The sequence below is a fragment of the Peribacillus sp. SIMBA_075 genome, from assembly GCF_046534585.1.
Genome location: NZ_JAWRYN010001744.1, coordinates 1 through 230 on the forward strand (window position 1 = coordinate 1; position 230 = coordinate 230).

The following is a 230-nucleotide window of genomic DNA, read 5'->3' on the forward strand; positions in this document are numbered from 1 at the left end:
TAGCGGATGCGTTCGCAAGCGGTGGCTATGTTCCAGAAGAAATTTCGCCAATGCGGATGGGCCGTCACGGTCAACCGGATGAAATCGCTGAAGTTGTCCTGTTTTTGGCTTCTGATAAAGCGAGCTTTATGGCTGGGGCAGTGGTCAGTGTAGATGGAAGCTTGACCGTCTAACATCACAAAGAGGCTGATTCAATCATATTGATTGGTCAGCCTCTTTTGTAATCAGCC

General features: G+C 48.7%; 1 protein-coding gene. It reads left to right on the forward strand.

All coding sequences use genetic code 11. The features are described from left to right. The first annotated feature begins 56 nt into the window (after positions 1-56). Positions 57-173, forward strand: coding sequence for an SDR family oxidoreductase (locus SB775_RS34415; RefSeq protein WP_410865772.1), 117 nt, complete (start codon positions 57-59; stop codon positions 171-173). Positions 174-230 lie beyond the last annotated feature (57 nt).